Origin of the sequence: Streptomyces glaucescens (genome assembly GCF_000761215.1) — a bacterium.
Lineage (GTDB): Bacteria > Actinomycetota > Actinomycetes > Streptomycetales > Streptomycetaceae > Streptomyces > Streptomyces glaucescens_B.
The window spans coordinates 549,414-566,278 of the sequence record NZ_CP009438.1 but is presented as its reverse complement, the minus strand read 5'-3'; the positions used below and the strand labels follow the sequence as shown (position 1 = coordinate 566,278).

Sequence of the window (16,865 nt, the reverse complement as noted above, 5' to 3'; positions counted from 1 at the left end):
AGCTACGAGACATCGACCGCACAGAAGGAGGAGGCCCGAGTGACCAGCAGCACGGAGACCGGCGGTGTGACCGGCACGGCGGACAAGGACTACAACCTCATCTGGTACGTGGAGGCGTGCCTCAGCAACGCGCTGCGTCTCGAGCAGTACATCCAGGACGCCGAGCGCGAGAAGGACACCGAGGTCGCGGAGCTGTTCCGCAAGGCCCAGGCGGACAGCCGCAAGGGTGCCGAGCTGGGCAAGGAACTGCTGCGGGCCCGGCTCAGCGGCGGCTGAGGGCACTCACCCGAAACGGCCCGGCCCCGGGGACAGCCCGGGGACCGGGCCGTTGCCGTGCGGCCCGGGGCCCCGGCCCCTGCCTGCCGTGAGCCCCTGCCTCCCGTGAGCCCTGCCTCCCGGGGCCGGGCGCCCGTCGTGAGCCCTGCCTCCCGGGCCGGGCTCACGGCAGGGGCTGCTCCGCCCAGATCACCTTGCCGGAGGGCAGGTAGCGGGTGCCCCAGCGTTCCGCCAGCTGGGCGACGAGGAACAGACCACGCCCGCCCTCGTCCGTCATCGCGGCGTACCGCAGGTGGGGGGCCGTGCTGCTGCCGTCGAACACCTCGCAGATCAGACTGCGGTCGCGCACCACCCGCACCCGGATCGGGGCGCCGCCGTACCGGATCGCGTTGGTGACCAGTTCGCTGAGGATCAGTTCCGTGGTGAACGCCAGGTCCTCGAGGCCCCAGTCGGCCAGCCGCCGGGTGACCGAGGAACGCACCTCCGCCACCGCCGCCGGATCGCACGGCACGTCCCAGGCGGCGACCCGGTCCGGGCCCAGCGCCCGGCAGCGGGCCACGATCAGCGCGATGTCGTCGCTCGGCCGGGCGGGCAGCCGCGCGTCCACGACCGCCCGGCAGGTGTCCTCCGGCGACGGCCCGGCGCCCCCCAGGGCCTCACGCAGCAGATCGAGTCCCACGTCGATGTCCCGGCCGCGGTCCTCCACCAGCCCGTCGGTGTACAGCACGAGCCGGCTGCCCTCCGCCACCTCCAGGTCGGCCGACTCGAACGGCAGCCCGCCGAGACCCAGCGGCGGACCTGCGGGGACCTCGGGGAACTCCACCACACCGTCCGGGCGCACCAGGGCGGGCGGCGGATGCCCGGCGCGGGCGATCGCGCAGTGCCGGGACACCGGGTCGTAGATGGCGTACAGGCAGGTCGCGCCCGTGACCGGGGCGCTGCCGCCCTCCTCGGCCTCGTGCTGGTCGATCCGGGCCACCATCTCGTCGAGCAGCGTCAGCAGTTCGTCGGGCGCCAGGTCCAGCGCCGAGAAGTTGTGCACGGCCGTCCGCAGCCGGCCCATGGTGGCGGCCGCGTGCAGCCCGTGCCCGACCACGTCACCCACCACCAGGGCCACCCGGGCCCCGGACAACGGCAGTACGTCGAACCAGTCCCCGCCCACCCCGGCCCGCGCCGGCAGGTAGCGGTAGGCGACGTCCAGCGCGTTCTGCTCGGGCAGGCTGCGCGGCAGCAGACTGCGCTGCAGGGTGACCGCCATGGTGTGCTCGCGGGTGTAGCGGCGGGCGTTGTCGATGGAGACCGCCGCCCGCGCCACCAGCTCCTCGGCCAGCGCCAGGTCCTCCGCGTCGAACGGCTCGGGCTTGCGGGAACGCCAGAAGTTGGCCAGCCCCAGGACCAGCGACCCGGCCCGCAGCGGAGCGGTGATCAGCGAGTGGATGCCGTACTCCAGCACCTGCGCGGAGCGTTCCAGGTCCTGCGCCTGCCAGCCGGGGGCCGCGTTCAGCCGGGGCTCCAGGATCGCCCGGCCGGTGCGGAGGCTGCGTGCCTGCGGGGAGGACGGCACGAACCGGATCCGCCGGCCCACCGGGTACAGCGGCGGATCCCGGCGGATTCCGCCGAAGGCGGTACGGCGCAGCTCCGGCCCGGCCTCCGGCTGCTCCCCGGCGAGCACCGCGTCGAACAGGTCCACGGTGACGAAGTCCGCGAACCGGGGGACCACCAGCTCCGTCAGCTCCTCCGCCGTCCGGGTCACGTCGAGGCTGGTGCCGATGCCGACCCCGGCCGCGTACAGCATGTCGAGGCGTTCCCGTGCCACCTCGGCCCGGCCGGACAGGGCGCGCAGTTCGGTGGAGTCGCGCAGGGTCGCCACACTGCCCGCGGGGCCGCCCGCCACGTCCGTGGGCCGCTGGTTGATGGCCAGCAGCCGGTCCTTGACCAGCCGGACCTCGTCCGTGGCGACCCGGCCGGAGGCCAGCAGCTCCGCGGTGGCCGGGTCGAGGCCCAGCTCCCGCACGTGCCGTCCCTCGGCGTCCTCGGGCAGGTCCAGCAGCCGCCGTGCCTCGTCGTTGGCGAGCAGCAGCGCCCCCTCGCCGTCGATGATGAGCACGCCCTCGCGGACGGCGTGCAGCACCGCGTCGTGGTGCTCGTACATCCGGGTCATCTCGCGCGGCCCCAGCCCGTGCGTCTGCCGCAGCAGCCGCCGGCTCACCAGCGCGGTGCCCGCCGTGGCCACCGCCAGGCCCACCGCCGCGGCGACCAGTACGAGGGGCAGCTGCCGGTCCGCGGCGCCGCCCACGTGCTCGGTGGTGATGCCCGCCGACACCAGGCCGACGACCGTGCCGTCGGGTTCCTGCACCGGCACCACGGCCTGCACCAGCCGCCCGATCGTCCCGTCGATCTCCTCGGTCACCGGCTCGCCGGCCAGCGCGGGCTCGATGTTCCCGACGAACTTCTTCCCGATGCGGTCGGGCAGCGGGTGGGTGTAGCGGATGCCGTCCGGGTCCGTCACGACGATGAAGTCGACGCCCGTCGCCTCGCGTGCCGCCTCCGCGCGCGGCTGGAGCACCGCCGTGGGATCCGGGGCGGCGAGCGCCTCCCGGGTGCCCGGCGCCTCCGCGAAGGTCTCGGCGACGGCGAGCGACCGGTTGCGGGCCTCCTGCGTGCTGTCGTAGCGGGCCTGGAGCACCAGCGCCACCACCGCGGCGGCGACCAGCACCAGCACGACGACCACCTGGAGCACGAAGACCTGCCCGGCGACACTGCGCCCGCTCAGGCCCGGCCGCGGTCCGCCCGCGGAACCCGGCCGCCCGGCACGGCGCCGCGGGCCCGGACCGCCGCCGTCCGGCAGCGCCCGTGCCGCACGCCCGGTGCGCGCGGTGTCGGGCGGTCCGGTGGACCGAGCCCGGGATCGACCCAAATGTCGGACCATGTGCCCTGTCTACACTCCCCGGCCCCGGGAGGCGAGAGACGTCACCCGGGGCCGTCGTACGGTCGGATTCCTCCGGTGCGCCGGAGACGGTGCCGTGCCCGGGCCCGGTGCGGCGGACGGTCCCGCGGTCCGGTCCGGTACCGCGGCCGGTCCTGCGGCACGGGCGGGAGCCGGTGGCGGTCCTGGGCCACGGTTCGGTTCCGGTGGCGGTCCCGTGGTCCGGGTTTGTCCCGTGGTCCGTGCCGGTGCCGGTGCCGGTGCCGACGGCGGTCCCGCGGTCCGGTGTGGTGCCGGTGCGGCGGCTTGGGCCGGTGCCGGGGGTGGTCCCGTGGTCCGTGCCAGTGTCGGCGGCGGTCCCACGGTCCGGTGTGGTGCCGGTGCCGGTGCCGTGGCTTGGGCCAGCGCCAGGGGCGGCGCGGTGGGCGCGGTCATCCCGTGCCGCCGGGCCGGGCGCGCCGGCAGGCGAGCAGCAGCGCGATGTCGTCGGGGCGGTCGACGGCGTGGCGGGCGGCCGAGGTGAGCCGGTCGGCCACCCCCGCCAGCCAGCGCCCGCCCGGCCGGGGCGGTGGCGCACCCGCCCTGGCCAGGGCCAGCCGCAGCGCGGTGATGCCGTCGTCGATGTCACCGCCGGGCCGTTCCACGAGCCCGTCCGTGTACAGCGCCAGCAGCGCGCCCGGCGCCATCGGCAGCTCCGACACCGGGTAGTCGGCGTGCGGGTCCACCCCGAGCACCACCCCGCCGGGCAGGTCCAGGACCTCGGTGCGGCCGTCCGGGTGACGCAGCAGCGGCGGCGGATGGCCCGCCCGGACGAACCGGGCGACACCGGTGGCCGGATCGAGCCGCACGTAACAGCAGGTCGCGAACTGTCCCGGGTCCAGGTCGATGAGGAGCCGGTTGGTGCCGCCGAGCACCTCGTCGGGCGGCCGGTCGTCTAGCGCGAACGCCCGTACGGCGCTGCGCAGCTGCCCCATCGTGGCCGCCGCCTGCACCCCGTGCCCCTGCACGTCTCCGATCACCAGGGCCACACCGTCGCCGGCCTCCACCACGTCGTACCAGTCGCCGCCCACGTCCATCCCCTGGGTGCCCGGCAGATACCGGCCCGCCGCCTCCACCCGGGGATGCACCGGCAGACGGCGGGGCAGCAGCGCGCGCTGCAGGCCGCGGGCGAGCGTGGCCTCGCTCTCGTAGCGCTGGGCCTTCTCCATCGCGTGCGCGATCACCCCCGCGAGCGCGGTCAAAACCGCGCGCTCCTCGGTGCTGAAGCTGTGCGCCCGGTCGAAGCCCAGGATGCAGGAGCCCACCGGCCGCCCCGACGCGATCAGCGGCAGGAACGCGCGGGCGCCCTCCGCCGCGTCCAGCGGGATGCCGGGATAGGCGTTCTCCAGCTGGTCCATCGAGTCGAAGAAGAGCGGCTGACCGGTGGTCAGCGTCTCCACCCCGGGCAGCCGGGCGTCCAGCCCCACCCCCTGGAACGGCGCGAGGAACCCGGGCGGGAAGCCGCTCTCCCAGGCCAGGTACAGATGCCGTTCCTGGAGGAGGTAGAGGGCGAGGCGCCGGCCGCCGAAGGCGGGCAGCAGCTCCTGCATGACCACCGCCGACACCTGCCGGGCGGTGACCGCCTCGCTCAGCGCCAGGGCCAGCACGATCGGCCGGTACGCGGGCGACGCCTCCGCGGCCCCGGCATGTGCCGCCTCGGCCTCCGCGGCCCCGGTCACCGGGGGCGCCGGGGGCGCGGCGGCCTCCGCGCCGCCCGTGGTCCGGGCCACGGTACAGGTCACGACATCGGCGCCGGGATGGACCGAGACGGTCAGCCAGTCGCCCTCACCCGGCCGGAACGGCTCCGCGGGCCACCGCTGCGGGCCCGCGGTGTCCGCCGGCTCCCCGGGGGGTGGCCGGCGCACGTGGAAGCGCACCGGGTCGGGCGCGAGCAGCGCCGCCCGCAGACGGTCCTCGAACGCGGGCTGGCCGAGCCAGGGCACGCCCTCCCACAGGGGCCGCCCGAGGAACCGGGCCCGCGGCTCGCCCAGCAGCCGGGCGGCGCTCGGGTTGGCGTGCACGATCCGGCCCAGGCGGTCCAGGGAGAACATGCCCTGCGGCAGCTGGTCGGCGGCCGCGTCGGCCACCGAGCCCGCGTCCAGGACAATGCCCTCGACGCGGGACGGCGTCCACAGTTCCACCCGCAGCGCGGCCCCGTCGGCGGTGCGCACGTACAGCGGCCCGTCGGGACCGGACCCGCCGTCCGCGGCCCGCCGCAGCAGCTTTAGGAGCCGGTGCGCGTCGTCCTTCGCCAGGGTCCGCACGAGGGCCCGGGCACCGCCGGGCAGCTCATCGGGGCCCAGCCCGAGCAGCACCCGCAGGGTGTCGTCCCCGGTCGCCAGGTCCGCGGCCGGGTCCCAGCGGAACCGGCCCACCCGTACCGCCGCCGGACGGGTGGGCGGCGGCGCGACGCACACCGGGTCCTCGTCCCAGGCCAGGGCCGCGTCGTCGGCCTCCAGCGGGCGCACCGCGACGCTCAGTTCCCGGGCCAGCTCGGCCAGCCGGTCGCGCGCGGGGAGGACCTCCGCGGCCTCCGGCGTGGCCGGCCGCAGCACGGTGAGCACCCCGAACGTCCGTGCCGCCCCGGTGACCGGCACACAGATCGACCCGATGGGGAACGGCAGGGCGGCGGCGAACTGCGGGTAGCGGCGCATCGTCTCGGTGGCGTTCGGCAGCACCACCTGGACGCCCAGCCGGTACGCGTCGGCGACGGGGAAGCGCCGGTCCACGTGCACCCGCCACCAGGGCCGGAACAGCGCCCCGGGCAGCCCGGCCAGCGCGGCCATCCGCAGGACCCCGGGCGCCGAGGACCGCACGTACAGCCCGGCGGCGCGCGCCCCGGAGGCGCCGACGGCCTCGATCGCGGCGTCCGTGAGCAGCGCGGTCAGCCGCGCGCTCGGCCGCACCCGCGGCCCGCTCCGGTCCTCGCCGCTCCCAGTCATCGGTCCCGTCCCGTCCACGCCGGCCGTCACGCGGGCGTCACGGCCGGCACCGGCGGGCGTGCGCCCGCCCGCGACACAGCAAGCATGCGCCCGCACGGCTGCCGTCCGCACGTTCTCCGCTCGCGCGCGGGCCTGCGCCCGCTTGACAGCGGAGCGCGGCGGTCAGGAGGTGCGGAGGGTCCGCTTGGCGAGCTCGAACGCCGGGAGCATCGCCTTGTGCTCCTCGTCGTCCAGCCCGCCGAGGTGCAGGACCACCGGCCCCTCCGCCGTGGTCACGGCGAGCGCGTGCTGCTGCTTCGTCTCCTCAAGGATCTCGCTGGTGCGCAGGTACGACACCTCGACCCCGGTCAGGCCGCCCGACCGGAAGGTGCGGTACTCCCGCTCGCCGATGCTCACCTCGTCGCTCACCTCCGCGGTCACGAAGGCCTCCAGCACGGTCCGCGCGTCCTCGTCGCCCGGTTCGCCGGTGAAGACGCGCAGGAAACCGATGTGCCCGGCGGGTTTCGCGTCCACCTCGCAGACGGCCACGACCGGGCCCTGACGCAGCAGCGAGGCGGCGATCTCGGCGGCCAGTTCCTTGTCGACGCCGCCGTCCTCGCCCTTCGCACCGTCACCCTCCGGTCCGGTCACGGCGGCCTCGGCCCCGGCCGTGTCGATCGCCTCCGCCTCCCAGCGCGCGGCGACGTCGAAGGCGACGGGCAGCTCGCAGGCGGAGCCCGCGGTGCCGATGCTCCCGCCGCGCCCGGCGCCCACCGCGTCCGCGTCCGCCGCGTCCCGCGAGGCACCGGCCGACACGGTCGACGAGACCTCGGCGTCCGGCGCGGCGGTGTCCGAACATCCCGTCAGCACCATGGCCCCCAGCGCGGCCGAAGCCACCAGCCGTCCCGCCGTCCCCACCCCGACCTGCACAGTCCGTCTCCTCTCGATGCGGCGCGCCACTGTAACCGAGGGGGCCGGGTCGGCGGGCCAGGGCATACGCGCGGCCGGCGGCCGGGTCAGCGGGCCAGGGCGGTACGGGCGGCCGCGACGACCTGAGCGGCGTACGACCGCCCGAACAGCACGACGTGGACGAGCAGCGGGAACAGCTGGTGCAGGGCGACCCGGTCCCGCCAGCCGTCGGCGAGCGGAGCGGCCTCCTGGTAGCCGCCGAGGACCCGGTCCAGGTGCGGGCAGCCGAAGAGCCGGAGCATCGCCAGATCGGTCTCGCGATGCCCGCCGTGCGCGGCCGGGTCGATCAGCCAGGCCCGCCCGTCGGCCCCCCACAGCACATTGCCGTTCCACAGATCGCCGTGCAGCCGGGCCGGCGGCTCCGCGGGTCCGGCCAGGTCCGGGAGCCGGGCGCAGACCCGCTCGACCACGCCCGCCTCCTCCGCGCGCAGCACCCCGTCGTCGACGGCGCGCCGCAGGTACGGCAGCACCCGGTGCTCCGCGTACCAGCGCGGCCAGTCCGCACCCGCGACGTTGCGCATCGGGGCGAGCCCGATGGAGGCGTCCTCGGGACCGTCCGGCGGCGGCGCCCCGAAGGCGGGCGCCCCCGCGGCGTGCAGGGCGGCCAGCTCACGCCCGAACCGCACCGCCGCCTCGGCATCCGGCCGGCCCGCCGGCACCCGGTCGATCACCAGCCACGACCCGTCGTGTCCGTGTACGGCGGGCACGCGCACGGCGCCGGCCTCCGCCAGCCACCGCAGCCCCGCCGCCTCGGCCCGCACCCCGCCCGGCGCGTCCTGCCGCTTCACCATCACCACCGGGCCGCCGCGCAGCGTCACCTCGGTGACCGCCCCCGAGACCCGGCGCAGCCCGGTCACCACGCGTCCGGTGAACCGCGCCGCCACCGCCGCCGGACCGTCGTCTCCGTCCACTTCGCGCACGGCCACCAGCGTACGGCCGGTACGGCGCGGGACCGGCGTCGCGATCCTGCCGTACGGGACGGGCCGTGCCGTACGCACGGCCGGTGCCGTACCGGGACGCGTGAGGTCCCGCACCCCTGGCACCGGGCGTGATTTGCCGAACCGGCAAAGATGTTTGCGGCGGTGCCCGGTGCGGATCCAGGCTCGGAGGCGCAGGGCCGTACCCGATCCAGGAGGCACACACCATGACGCACACCCCCGCACCGGAGCAGCCCGCCGACTTCTGGGAGGGCTTCTACCGCAAGGACGACCGCGTATGGAGCGGCCGCCCCAACCCGTCGCTGGTACGCGAGGCGGGCGAGCTGACCCCGGGCACCGCGCTGGACCTCGGATGCGGTGAAGGCGCCGACGCGGTCTGGCTGGCCGCCCGTGGCTGGCGGGTCACCGCGGTCGACATCGCGGACACCGCCCTGGAGCGCGCCGCCCGCCATGCCGCGGACGCCGGAGTCGGCGAGCGCATCGCGTGGGAGCGCCACGAGCTGGGACACACCTTCCCGGACGGCACCTTCGACCTGGTCTGCGCCCACTACCTCCAGTCCCCGGTCGACCTCGACCTGTACGGCATCCTGCGCCGCGCCGCCGCGGCCGTGGCGCCCGGGGGCACCCTCCTGATCACGCTGCACGGCACCTGGCCGACCTGGATGGCCGAGCCGCCCTTCCACGGCGAGTTCCCCACCCTGGACGGCCTGCTCGCCGAACTCGCTCTGCCCGACGAGACCTGGACCGTGGTCACCGCGCGGGCCGACCGCAAGCCCAGCACCTCGCCGGAGGGCGTCGAGGGCCACCGGGAGGACAACGTCTGGCGGCTGCGCCGAACCTGATCGCGCACAGGGCAGCACTGCTCACCGGGGGTTGGGTGCTCGCGGGGGAGATCGGTGCTCGCGGGGGAGATCGGGGGTCACGAAGGAGATCGCCGGGTCACGAAGGAGATCGCCGGGTCACGAAGGAGATCGGTGGTCACGGCACAGATGAGTGGTCGCCGAACGGGTCGACGCTCATGGAGCGGAGCCGCGCTCGCCGAGCGGAGCAGTGCACACCCAGCAGGTCGACGCTCACCGAGCGGAGCAGTGCTCACGGTGGAGAGCGGCGTGCACGAAGAGATTCGACGCTCACCAAGCGGGTCGGCGCTCTCCGAGCAGATCAGGGCTCGTCGGACTGAGCACTGCTCGCTCAGCAGGTCGACGCTCGCCGAGCGGATCAGTGTTCACGCAGCAGATGGACGCACACCGACCAGATCAGTGCTCACCCAGCAGACCGGCGCTCACCGACCAGATCAGCGCTCACAAAGTGCAGTCGATCAGCGCTCACCGAGCGGATCACCGATCGCCCGGCAGAACGACGCACACCGACCAGATCAGCGTTCTCCCAGCAGATCAGTGCTCACCAAGCCAAGTCGAGCAGGTGCTCACCGACTGACCGGCGCTCATCCGAACAGATCACGCACGACCGGCCTCGAATGATCGCCCGGGCCGCGGGGCACTCGGCGGTGCATGAGCGAACAGGCAGGCACCTCCGGGTCGTACTGGCTTCAGACACTGCCCCCCGGCGAACCGGCCCCCGCGCCGCAGAGCGATCTCACCGTCGACGTGGCCGTGATCGGCGGGGGCATCGCGGGGCTGAGCACCGCGTGGGAGCTGGTCCGCCGCGGGCGTGAGGTCGCGGTGTTCGAGGCGGACCGGATCGCGGCCGGAGTCACCGGGCACACCACCGCGAAGGTCAGCGCCCAGCACACCTTGATCTACGACCGGCTGCGGCGCAGCCGCGGCGCGGAGGGGGCCCGGCTGTACGCCCGCTCCCAGCTGGAGGCCATCCGCCACGCCGCCGAGACCGCGCACGAGCTGGGGATCGACTGCGACTGGGAGGACACCGCGGCGTACACCTACGTGCAGGGCCGTCACCGCGTCCCCGAGCTGCGGGCCGAGGCGGAGGCCGCGCGGGAGGCGGGGCTGCCCGCCGAGTTCACGACCGAGACGGACCTGCCGTTCCCCGTCGCGGGTGCCGTACGGGTCACCGAGCAGGCCCAGTTCCATCCCCGCAAGTACCTGATGGCGCTGGCCGACAGTTTGCGCCGCGGCGGCGGGCGGCTGTACGAGGGCACCCGGGTGGTGGGCCTGACCGAGGGGGAGCCCTGCGTACTGACCACGGACCAGGGGGTGCGCATCTCCGCCCGGGACGTCGTCGTCGCAACCCACTACCCGATCTTCGACCGGGCCCTGCTGTTCACCCGGCTCACCCCCCGCCGGGAGCTGGTGATCGCCGCCCCCGTGCCCGAGGCGCAGGCGCCGGACGGCATGTACATCACACCGGAGCACCGGACCCGCTCGGTGCGCACCGCGCCGTACCGGGACGGGCAGCGCCTGCTCCTCATCACCGGCGAGCACTTCACCCCCGGCACCAGCCGCGACGTGGAGGAACGGTTCGACGCTCTCACCGGCTGGGCCCGGCGCCACTTCGGCGAACTGCAGATCACCCACCGGTGGGCCACCCAGGACAACGAGTCCTCGGACTCCGTGCCGCTCGTCGGCCTCCTGCATCCCCGGACCCGCCACGTCTACGTCGCGTCCGGCTTCGGCGGCTGGGGCATGACGGGCGGGATCATGGCCGGAAGGCTGCTCTGCGACCTGATCACCGGCCGTGAGTGCCCGTGGAGCGGCCTGTACGACCCGCGCCGTATCGCCTCCGTGGTCCGCGAGGGCGGGCAGTTCCTGAAGAACCAGGCGAAGGTGGCCCGGCACTTCGTGGGCGACCGGGTGCCGCCGCTGGCGTCCGGCCCCCGCCCGCCGGTCGACGACCTCGCCCCGGGCGACGGAACCGTCGTGCAGAGCGGCGGCCGGCACGTGGCGGTGCACCGTGACGAGAACGGTGAGCTGCACGCCGTCGCGGCCCGCTGCACCCACATGGGCTGTCTGGTCTCCTTCAACCGGGCCGAGCGCGCCTGGGAATGTCCCTGTCACGGCTCCCGCTTCGCGCCCGACGGCAGCGTCCTGCAGGGTCCCGCGGTCCGCCCGTTGCAGCCCCGCGAGCTCTGAAGGCGGCGCGCCGGCCCGCCCGGGCGCGGGTTTGGCGCGCCCCGAGCGGGTCACCCGGTGCGTGACCGAACCTGAACGACGCCGGTGGGAGTGAGCGAGCGTGGCGCGCAACGAGAAGGCCAAGGCGAAGCTGGAACAGGTCAGGGGGAAGACCAAGGAGACGTCCGCCCGCGCGGTGGGCAACGAGAGCAAGACCGGCGAGGGCCGGATGGAGAAGGCGAAGGGTGACCTGCGCCAGGCGAAGGAGAAGGCCAAGGACGCGTTCCGCGACTGACGCCCTGACGTCATGACGCCCTGATGTCATGCTGAGCAGTGAAGGGCCGGGTTCCGCACCGCCGCGGAGCCCGGCCCTGCCGCGTGTGCCGCCGGGCGGCGCCGTCAGATGCCGCAGGTGGGTGCGGACCAGTACTGGCTGTCGCGGTGGTCGACGTGGGTGTGGTCGTTGTGGCCGGGGTAGCCCGGGCCGAGGATGCCGCGGAAGCCGTGGTAGCGGGCCTGTTTGGCGAGCGTGCACAGGGAGTGCGGCCCGGCACCGAGGTCGGCCGCGTCACCGTAGAGGTGCCGGCTGTTGCTCGCGCCGCCGACGGCGTCGTTGCAGGCGTACGACCGGAAGCCACTGGTCACCGTGATCGGCTGGTCGCCGAGGGCGTGCCGCAGCGCCTCCAGCTTCCACATGGTGCGCAGCGCGTTGGCCTTGGCCGTGGCGGCGCTCACCGCGCCGCCCGACCAGGTCGTGTTGCAGTCGTTCAGCTCGCTGTAGGAGAAGTGGACGGGCGTGCAGTCGTCGTCCTGGAGGGCGTACAGCTTGTTGTAGGTGTTGGTGCCTGCGACGCCGTCGGCGGTCAGGCCGTACGCCGACTGGAAGCGTTTGAGTGCGGCCGTGGTGGCCGGCCCGAAGCTGCCGTCGACGGCCAGGACCGAGCCGTATCCCGGGTAGCCGCCGAGCCGGATCTGCAGCTGGGTGACGTCGGCGCCCGAGGCGCCCTGCGAGAGGGTGCGGGTCCAGGTGTAGCAGCCGTCGGCGTGCGCGGTGCCCGCCGTCGCGACGGTGCCGGCCAAAGCGCCGGACAGGATCATGACAAGTGCGGTGACGAGTCGTGCCGTACGTCTGAGCATGCGACCTCCAGGCCGGGAGACGAGAGCCACTGCCGAACGCGAAGAGCCGTGTGTGACGGGATCAGCCGCGTGACGGACCGGCCGTCGGACGGACCGGCCGTCGGACGGACCAGCCGTGCGATCGACCAGCCGCGCCACGGACCAGCCGTGTCACGGAGATGCGGTGTCACGGGACATCGGTGTTACGCGCGTCAACCATGGGGCACGGAGGCGAGACGGCGCAAGAGCCTCACCAGGGCCGCCCCTCCCGCAGGCACACGACGCTCCCGGACCGCGCGGCGCGGTACAGGGCGGTCAGTAGAGGCCGGTGTACGGCCAGCGTCGGCTCCGTCAGCTCGTCCGGCGCCAGGAACGCGTACCGGTCGTGCTCCGGGCTCAGCCGGATCCGCTCGGTCCCGTCCAGGACTCCGCCGTCGAAGTAGCAGTCCAGCACCGGACCGGTGCCCAGGACGTCGCAGCGGTGGTCGATGCCGATCAGCCGGGCCTCGTGCCCGATGTCGACGCCCGTCTCCTCCAGGGCCTCCCGCCGCGCCGCCGTCCACGGGTCCTCACCGGGGTCGAGCATCCCGCCCGGCAGCCACCAGTGCCCGGCGTTCGGCTCGGCGGGGGAGTAGCGCAGCACCAGCAGCCGCCCCCGGCCGTCGGCGAGCAGCACGCAGGAGGCGATGAGCGCCCGGGGCTGCGTCTTGACCCACTCCTCCCGCGGCATCCGCCCGGTGGACATGTCAGTCCTTCCCCGCGGCCAGCGTGCGGGCGGCGGCCCCGCGCAGGTGCCGGGCGAACACCGCGGCGGGGTCGGGGACTTCGAGCCGGTGCAGCGTCACCATCGACGTCACGATCACGTCGCAGATCTCGGCGGTCAGATCATCCCAGGTGTGGCTGGTGCCCTTGCGCGGACTGACACCCGTGACACCGATCAGCGCCTGCGCCGCCTCGCCGAACTCCTCGCCGATCTTCAGCACTTGGAGCACCTGGCGCTGGCGGGCCGGAACATGCGCGGCCGCCCGGTCCAGGAACGCGGCCAGTTCGGCGGTGACCTCCCAGTGGTCCCTCTCCACGAGCACCCCCTTCCGGCGGGCGGCCTCGGCCCGCTCATGGCCTGTGAACGAGTGCCCGCTCACGACGGAGACGGTCCCAACCGGCCATTCCACGCCGCACGCCGGCCGTCACCGACGGCCGGGCGGGGCGGGTGACCAGGCGTTGTCAGTGGTCGCCAGTAAGTTCTTCCTCGTCCCGCCGATCCGGCGTCAGGGGCTTCCCTCGTGCTGCAAAGGAGATGGTCGTTGTCCGATTTCGAGAGGTCGAGCACGGCGCGGGTGATCCCGCCCGCCCGACCGCGCAAGCTCGCCAAGGTCCCGTTCGTGGAACTGGCCGACGGACGCCTCCAGGGCGTCGTCTCCAGCGGCTCGGACATCGGCCGGGTCTACGTCTCATCGGTCGCCGCCGGGACGTACGCGTACGCGTGCAGCACCAACAACAACCGCCCCTGCGGTGGCGCCCGCGGCGGGTTCTGCAATCACATCGGCGCGCTGATCAACGAGTCGGTGCTCCAGTACGGCGCCGAGCGCGTCGCCCGCTACCTGCGGGTCGACACCGGGGACGGCGAGGCGACCGCCCCCTCCCTCACCGCGGTCATGCGCGGCACCCGCCCCCCTGCGGCGGACAGCAAGGCCGCCGCCTCGGTCTTCAGCCGGTTCCTGCGCCACCTCGCCTACCTGGAACTCCCCCCGACCACCGGCCCGCTGCCCGAGATGCAGTGGTTCCCGCCCACGAGGTCGGTGGCCTGATGCGACTCGACCTGCTCACCGAACCGGTCGACGGGCTCGACGAGGCCCTGGCCGCCGTCGACGCCTTCGACCGGGCCCTGACCGGCGGCCTCCTCCGCCCCCGGCCCGCCCAGGCGGCGGGCCTGACGGAGCTGGCCGACGCGGTCGCGGGCAGCCCGCTCGCCGCGCGCGCCGCCGAGGCCGCCGAGAAGGCCGCGGCCGGCGCAGCGAGCGAGGACCACTTCCTCGCGCTCGCCGCCGCCCGCACCGCCCTGCTCGGCTCCGTGCACGACGCGCTCACCGCCCGCGCCGACGAGGCGACCGGCCGCACCCGCGAGGAGGCGCCGGCCCCGGCCGCCGCCGGGCCGCAGGCGCCGAACCTGACGGCAGCCGCCCGCTCCTGGCTCGGCGACCTGGCCCGGACCGGCTGGCAGGGCATCGACCACGACGTGGTGTCCGGCTCCGCCCAGGTGGTCTCCGCGATGCTCCCCGATCCGGGACTGCGCCGCCTCGCCGTCCTCCTCGACGGATTCGCCGCGGAACTCGCGGCGTCCTGCCCCAGCGCCTCCCTGGAACGGATACCCGTGCGCCGCTGGGCCGACCTGTGGGCCCGCGGCATGCTCCTCACCCTGCCCGGCGCCGCCGCGGCGGCGCCCACGGAGAGGGTCACCGGCCGGCTCCTGCCGCTCGGCGTCGACGTCCAGGAACACGCCACCGCCGCCCAGGCCCAGGTGCACGCCGTCCTCGAGCCCGCCGACGGCGGCACACCCCGGCTGGTACGCGCGAGCGTGTCCGTGCCGAAGCCCGACACGGTCCTCGGCGCCGGCGTCTGGCAGCTGCTGCGCCCCCACATGACGCTGCTGGCCGCCGCGGGCGAGGGCCGCTCGATGGACCTGACCGGCATGCCCGTCACCGCCGAGGGCGACCTGCTCTGGCAGGACGAGTGCGCCCGCACGGGCGAGCCCGCCGACGCCTTCGCCACCGCCCGCGTCGCCCTGCCCACCGCCGCCACCCCGCCGACCGCACCCCTGGACCGGCACCCGGTGCGCCTCGCCCACCCCGTCTTCCTGGAGGGCTACACGGCCGAACAGGACGCGGACGACGAGTCGGTGACGTTCACCCTCGGCGGGCACCGCCTGCCCGTCGACACCGACCGCGTCCCGGCCGCCGGACCGCTCGGCCCCAAGGCCGTCGCCGCGTCCGGAGCCTGCGTCGGGCTGCTGCGCTGGGACGACGGGCGGTTCCTCCTCCAGCCGCTCGCCGTGGAGACCACCGTGCGCAGGAAGACGGTGGCCGTGCACGCGGGCGCCTGGGCCGGCGGCACCACCGACAAGGCCGGGGCCAAGGCGGAGAAGGCCGCCACCGACGCGGTGGCCGTACTGCGCGAACGCGCGGGAAGGCTGCTGCGGAAATGACCGACCACACCACCGATGAGCCGCCGGCGGCCGATGCGGACGAGAACCGCCGGCAGGTCCTGTACTGGCGGCTGCTCGCCCGCCTCTTCGACCCCGAGGAGCAGCCGGCCCTGGAGTCCGCCTCCCTCGCCGTCGTCGAGGACATCGGACTGCCGCCCGCCCTCCTCGATCCGCAGGCCTCCGTGGACGCCGTCGTGCAGCGCCACCCCGAGCTGGCCGCCGAGTTCGACGGGCTGATGGTCCCCGGGACCGCCGGCGACGAGGACCGCGACCGGGCCGCCGAGGTGCGCCGCGCCGCCCTGGTGTCCAAGGTGCTCCTCAACGTCTTCTCCTCCGGCTCCGGCACGGTCACCGCCGACCGGCTCGCCCGCTGGCAGTCCGACGCCGGATGGCTGGAGCGGGCGCTGGGCTGCGGTCCCGGTGAACTGCGCGGCGGACGCGCCCCGGGTGGCGCGGGCCGCGCGGCGGGCGGGGGAGTGAGCCCGGCCGGCACCGGAGGCGGCTTCCCGGCCCCCGACCTCGGCACGCTCATCCCCGCGATCGGCCCCGAGCTGGGCGCCATCGAGGCCGACCTCGTCAAGCGGATGCACCTGCGCGAAGTCCTCGCGGATCCCCGGCTCGCCGCGCGGCTCACCCCGAGCATGTCGCTCATCGAGCAGCTGCTGCGTGACAAGAACAACCTCTCCGGGGTCGCCCTCGCCAACGCCAAGGCGCTGATCCGCCGGTTCGTCGACGAGGTCGCCGAAGTCCTGCGCACCCAGGTCGAGAAGGCGTCCGTCGGCGCCCTGGACCGGTCGGTCCCGCCGAAGCGGGTCTTCCGCAACCTGGACCTCGACCGCACCATCTGGAAGAACCTCACCAACTGGGACCCGCAGGAGGAACGGCTCTACGTCGACCGCCTCTACTACCGGCACACCGCCCGCAAGACGACGCCGCAGCGCCTCATCGTGGTCGTCGACCAGTCGGGTTCGATGGTCGACTCGATGGTCAACTGCACGATCCTGGCGTCGATCTTCGCGGGACTGCCCAAGGTGGACGTCCACCTGATCGCCTACGACACCCAGGCGCTCGACCTCACCCCGTGGGTGAACGACCCGTTCGAGACCCTGCTGCGCACCAAGCTCGGCGGCGGCACGGACGGCACGGTCGCCATGGCACTGGCCCAGCCGAAGATCGCCGAACCGCGCAACACGGTCGTGGTCTGGATCTCAGACTTCTACGAATGGCGCTGCGAGCCGCTGTTCGAGAGCATGGCGGCCATCCACCGCTCCGGCGCCAGATTCATCCCGGTCGGTTCGGTGACCAGCGCCGGCCGCGGCAGCGTCAACCCGTGGTTCCGGGAACGCTTCAAGGACCTCGGCACGCCGGTGATCTCCGGCCACATCCGCAAGCTCGTCCACGAGCTGAAGTCGTTCCTCACCTGAGCCGTCCGCCGTACCGGCTCTCGGC

At 74.7% G+C, this 16,865-nt stretch carries 14 protein-coding genes; 7 read left to right on the top strand and 7 right to left on the bottom strand.

Annotated elements, in window-relative coordinates; genetic code table 11:
• Window positions 1-39 precede the first annotated feature (39 nt).
• The gene (locus tag SGLAU_RS02385; protein WP_043497902.1) at window positions 40-276 is read left to right on the top strand and encodes a hypothetical protein; all 237 of its coding nucleotides are present in this window, start codon (window positions 40-42) and stop codon (window positions 274-276) included.
• 163 nt (window positions 277-439) lie between these two features.
• Here the strand turns inward: SGLAU_RS02385 and SGLAU_RS02380 are convergent, their stop codons facing one another.
• The 4 genes from SGLAU_RS02380 to SGLAU_RS02365 all read right to left on the bottom strand — a co-directional run bounded on the left by SGLAU_RS02380 (window position 440) and on the right by SGLAU_RS02365 (window position 8,051).
• Window positions 440-3,205: a SpoIIE family protein phosphatase/ATP-binding protein gene (locus tag SGLAU_RS02380; RefSeq protein WP_078957563.1), complete on the bottom strand. Its 2,766-nt coding sequence runs from the start codon at window positions 3,203-3,205 to the stop codon at window positions 440-442.
• Window positions 3,206-3,633: 428 nt separating this feature from the next.
• Window positions 3,634-6,183 (bottom strand): SpoIIE family protein phosphatase, encoded by a 2,550-nt coding sequence (locus tag SGLAU_RS02375; protein WP_043497900.1) that lies wholly within the window; start codon window positions 6,181-6,183, stop codon window positions 3,634-3,636.
• 162 nt (window positions 6,184-6,345) lie between these two features.
• Complete coding sequence (locus SGLAU_RS02370) at window positions 6,346-7,092, bottom strand: lipoprotein (protein WP_043497898.1); 747 nt, start codon at window positions 7,090-7,092, stop codon at window positions 6,346-6,348.
• 86 nt (window positions 7,093-7,178) lie between these two features.
• On the bottom strand, window positions 7,179-8,051 hold the full coding sequence (locus tag SGLAU_RS02365) for a fructosamine kinase family protein (RefSeq protein WP_244315164.1): 873 nt from the start codon (window positions 8,049-8,051) through the stop codon (window positions 7,179-7,181).
• A gap of 224 nt (window positions 8,052-8,275) precedes the next feature.
• Here SGLAU_RS02365 and SGLAU_RS02360 point away from each other — a divergent pair, with 224 nt between their 5' ends.
• The 3 genes from SGLAU_RS02360 to SGLAU_RS33335 all read left to right on the top strand — a co-directional run bounded on the left by SGLAU_RS02360 (window position 8,276) and on the right by SGLAU_RS33335 (window position 11,393).
• Window positions 8,276-8,911, top strand: coding sequence for a class I SAM-dependent methyltransferase (locus SGLAU_RS02360; RefSeq protein ID WP_043497897.1), 636 nt, complete (start codon window positions 8,276-8,278; stop codon window positions 8,909-8,911).
• Window positions 8,912-9,580: 669 nt separating this feature from the next.
• Window positions 9,581-11,119, top strand: a complete 1,539-nt coding sequence (locus tag SGLAU_RS02355; RefSeq protein WP_043497895.1) for an FAD-dependent oxidoreductase — start codon at window positions 9,581-9,583, stop codon at window positions 11,117-11,119.
• Between the two features lie 100 nt (window positions 11,120-11,219).
• Complete coding sequence (locus SGLAU_RS33335) at window positions 11,220-11,393, top strand: CsbD family protein (RefSeq protein WP_078957561.1); 174 nt, start codon at window positions 11,220-11,222, stop codon at window positions 11,391-11,393.
• Between the two features lie 104 nt (window positions 11,394-11,497).
• Here SGLAU_RS33335 and SGLAU_RS02350 read toward each other — a convergent pair whose 3' ends face one another.
• From SGLAU_RS02350 to SGLAU_RS02340, 3 genes are all read right to left on the bottom strand, one after another.
• Entirely contained in the window at window positions 11,498-12,235 is a 738-nt protein-coding gene (locus SGLAU_RS02350; RefSeq protein WP_043497893.1) for a D-Ala-D-Ala carboxypeptidase family metallohydrolase, read from the bottom strand.
• A 229-nt stretch (window positions 12,236-12,464) separates the two neighbouring features.
• Window positions 12,465-12,959 carry an NUDIX hydrolase gene (locus tag SGLAU_RS02345; protein WP_043497889.1) on the bottom strand — a complete coding sequence of 165 codons (495 nt, stop codon included), beginning with the start codon at window positions 12,957-12,959 and terminating at the stop codon, window positions 12,465-12,467.
• Window position 12,960: 1 nt separating this feature from the next.
• Window positions 12,961-13,356, bottom strand: coding sequence for a MazG-like family protein (locus SGLAU_RS02340; RefSeq protein WP_244315163.1), 396 nt, complete (start codon window positions 13,354-13,356; stop codon window positions 12,961-12,963).
• Window positions 13,357-13,518: 162 nt separating this feature from the next.
• Between SGLAU_RS02340 and SGLAU_RS02335 the strand changes: the two genes are divergently transcribed.
• Genes SGLAU_RS02335 through SGLAU_RS02325 form a run of 3 tightly spaced genes read left to right on the top strand, consistent with a single transcriptional unit; the run spans window position 13,519 to window position 16,840 of the window.
• The gene (locus tag SGLAU_RS02335; RefSeq protein ID WP_043497888.1) at window positions 13,519-14,022 is read left to right on the top strand and encodes a hypothetical protein; all 504 of its coding nucleotides are present in this window, start codon (window positions 13,519-13,521) and stop codon (window positions 14,020-14,022) included.
• Complete coding sequence (locus tag SGLAU_RS02330; protein ID WP_099052899.1) at window positions 14,022-15,416, top strand: hypothetical protein; 1,395 nt, start codon at window positions 14,022-14,024, stop codon at window positions 15,414-15,416. The genes SGLAU_RS02335 and SGLAU_RS02330 overlap by 1 nt, the downstream gene beginning before the upstream one ends.
• Entirely contained in the window at window positions 15,413-16,840 is a 1,428-nt protein-coding gene (locus SGLAU_RS02325) for a vWA domain-containing protein (RefSeq protein ID WP_043497884.1), read from the top strand. Before SGLAU_RS02330 ends, SGLAU_RS02325 begins: the two co-directional genes overlap by 4 nt.
• Window positions 16,841-16,865 lie beyond the last annotated feature (25 nt).

Excerpts from the sequence above, each read along its gene's own strand:
- SGLAU_RS02380 (WP_078957563.1), bottom strand. The coding sequence starts at position 3,205 with ATGGTCCGACATTTGGGTCGATCCCGGGCTCGGTCCACCGGACCGCCC.
- SGLAU_RS02375 (WP_043497900.1), bottom strand. The coding sequence starts at position 6,183 with ATGACTGGGAGCGGCGAGGACCGGAGCGGGCCGCGGGTGCGGCCGAGC.
- SGLAU_RS02360 (WP_043497897.1), top strand. The coding sequence starts at position 8,276 with ATGACGCACACCCCCGCACCGGAGCAGCCCGCCGACTTCTGGGAGGGC.
- SGLAU_RS02355 (WP_043497895.1), top strand. The coding sequence starts at position 9,581 with ATGAGCGAACAGGCAGGCACCTCCGGGTCGTACTGGCTTCAGACACTG.
- SGLAU_RS02350 (WP_043497893.1), bottom strand. The coding sequence starts at position 12,235 with ATGCTCAGACGTACGGCACGACTCGTCACCGCACTTGTCATGATCCTG.
- SGLAU_RS02345 (WP_043497889.1), bottom strand. The coding sequence starts at position 12,959 with ATGTCCACCGGGCGGATGCCGCGGGAGGAGTGGGTCAAGACGCAGCCC.
- SGLAU_RS02330 (WP_099052899.1), top strand. The coding sequence starts at position 14,022 with ATGCGACTCGACCTGCTCACCGAACCGGTCGACGGGCTCGACGAGGCC.
- SGLAU_RS02325 (WP_043497884.1), top strand. The coding sequence starts at position 15,413 with ATGACCGACCACACCACCGATGAGCCGCCGGCGGCCGATGCGGACGAG.